Annotated in this window: 3 protein-coding genes and 1 pseudogene; 3 read left to right on the top strand and 1 reads right to left on the bottom strand. The window is 67.7% G+C overall.

Annotated elements, in window-relative coordinates; all coding sequences use genetic code 11:
* The 3 genes and pseudogenes from nusA to ABZ260_RS50875 form a co-directional block, all read left to right on the top strand.
* On the top strand, positions 1-749 hold a 749-nt coding region (nusA, locus tag ABZ260_RS50885; RefSeq protein WP_355633128.1), incomplete at its 5' end, for a transcription termination factor NusA.
* Complete coding sequence (locus ABZ260_RS50880; RefSeq protein ID WP_343968962.1) at positions 733-1,035, top strand: YlxR family protein; 303 nt, start codon at positions 733-735, stop codon at positions 1,033-1,035. The genes nusA and ABZ260_RS50880, both read left to right, overlap by 17 nt.
* 143 nt (positions 1,036-1,178) lie before the next feature.
* Positions 1,179-1,400, top strand: a pseudogene (locus ABZ260_RS50875) (translation initiation factor IF-2 N-terminal domain-containing protein); the annotation flags it as partial.
* On the opposite strand, the gene ABZ260_RS50870 reads toward ABZ260_RS50875, so the two are convergent.
* A partial coding sequence (locus ABZ260_RS50870) for a hypothetical protein (RefSeq protein ID WP_355633131.1) occupies positions 1,379-1,559 on the bottom strand: 181 nt, incomplete at its 5' end. The pseudogene ABZ260_RS50875 and the gene ABZ260_RS50870 overlap by 22 nt on opposite strands.

Raw genomic sequence — 1,559 nt, 5'->3', positions numbered from 1 at the left:
CCGCCAAGCAGGTCATCCTGCAGCAGCTCCGTGACGCCGAGGACGAGATCAACTTCGGGGAGTTCGCCAGCCGCGAGGGCGAGCTGGTGGCCGGCGTCATCCAGCAGGGCAAGGACCCGAGGGTGGTCCTGGTCGACCTGGGCAAGATCGAGGCGGTGCTGCCGCACAGCGAGCAGGTCCCGGGTGAGGAGTACGTCCACGGCGAGCGGATCCGCTGTTACGTGGTCCAGGTCAAGAAGGGGCACAAGGGCCCCTCGGTGACCCTGTCGCGCACCCACCCCGGGCTGGTGAAGAAGCTCTTCGCGCTGGAGGTGCCGGAGATCGCCGACGGTACGGTGGAGATCGCCGCCATCGCCCGCGAGGCCGGTCACCGCACCAAGCTCGCGGTCAGGTCGCGGCGGCCGGGGGTGAACGCCAAGGGCGCCTGCATCGGCCCGATGGGCTCGCGCGTGCGCAACGTGATGACCGAGTTGCACGGTGAGAAGATCGACATCATCGACTGGTCGGAGGATCCCGCGGAGTTCGTGGGGAATGCCCTGTCGCCGGCGCGCGTTTCCCACGTAGAGGTGATCGACTTCGACGGCCGTGCCGCGCGGGTGACCGTGCCGGACTACCAGCTCTCCCTCGCCATCGGCAAGGAGGGGCAGAACGCCCGGCTGGCCAACCGCCTCACCGGCTGGCGCATCGACATCCGTCCCGACACCCAGCCGGGGGACGCGGCAGGTTCCGCAGATGCGTCCACACGGTAAGCTGGAATATGGTGGCCAGGCTGCCCCACTGAGAACGTGTGTGGGGTGCCGGGTTCGCACGGTTTCCTCCGAGCTGCTCCGCCTGGTGGTGGTCGAGGGCGTTATAGTCCCCGACCTGCGAAGACGGCTCCAGGGGCGTGGTGCTTCACTGCATCCCACCCTGAGCTGTCTCGAACTCGCAGAGCGTCGCCGAGCGTTTCCGCGTGCGTTTCGCGTTGCGGTTCCGCTCGACCTGTCGCGGCTGCGTGGCCACCTGGAAGAGCAACAGGCTGAAAGGATCGGGTGAAATGGTTACCGACTGTCATGTAGGACGCCGATTTGATGGGCTGGTCAGATAGCTATGAGCGCCTGATGAGCATGCGGCGATGAGTACGTCAACGTAACGACGGTCCGGCGGCACCGCCTCCCGGGCCGAGACAAGGGAGTGCAGTGGCGAAGGTCCGGGTATACGAGCTCGCCAAGGAGTTCGGTGTGGAGAGCAAGGTCGTCATGGCCAAGCTCCAGGAGATGGGCGAGTTCGTGCGTTCGGCGTCCTCGACTATCGAAGCACCGGTAGTCCGCAGGCTCACGGAAGCGCTAGGCGGCCCCAGTAAGGGTTCGTCCGACAGGGGCAGAGGCCCCAGGCCGCCTCAGGCGGCACCTCGGCCGGGTGACGGCCAGCCAAACGGCGTCTCTTCGGCGCCGACATCCATCCCCAAGCCGGGACCGGCCCCTCGGCCGGGTACGACCGGCAGGCATGGCCGGTCCTCCGCCAGGCGCTGGCCCAGGCGCTGAAGGGTGACGGCACCGTCCTGCTCCGCATGGCCGACC

Origin of the sequence: Streptosporangium sp. NPDC006013 (assembly GCF_040614275.1) — a bacterium.
GTDB lineage: Bacteria > Actinomycetota > Actinomycetes > Streptosporangiales > Streptosporangiaceae > Streptosporangium.
This window is presented reverse-complemented; position numbering and strand designations above follow the sequence as displayed.

What these genes read in the sequence shown, in the direction of transcription:
- ABZ260_RS50880 (WP_343968962.1), top strand. Translation starts at nt 733, where the DNA reads ATGCGTCCACACGGTAAGCTGGAATATGGTGGCCAGGCTGCCCCACTG.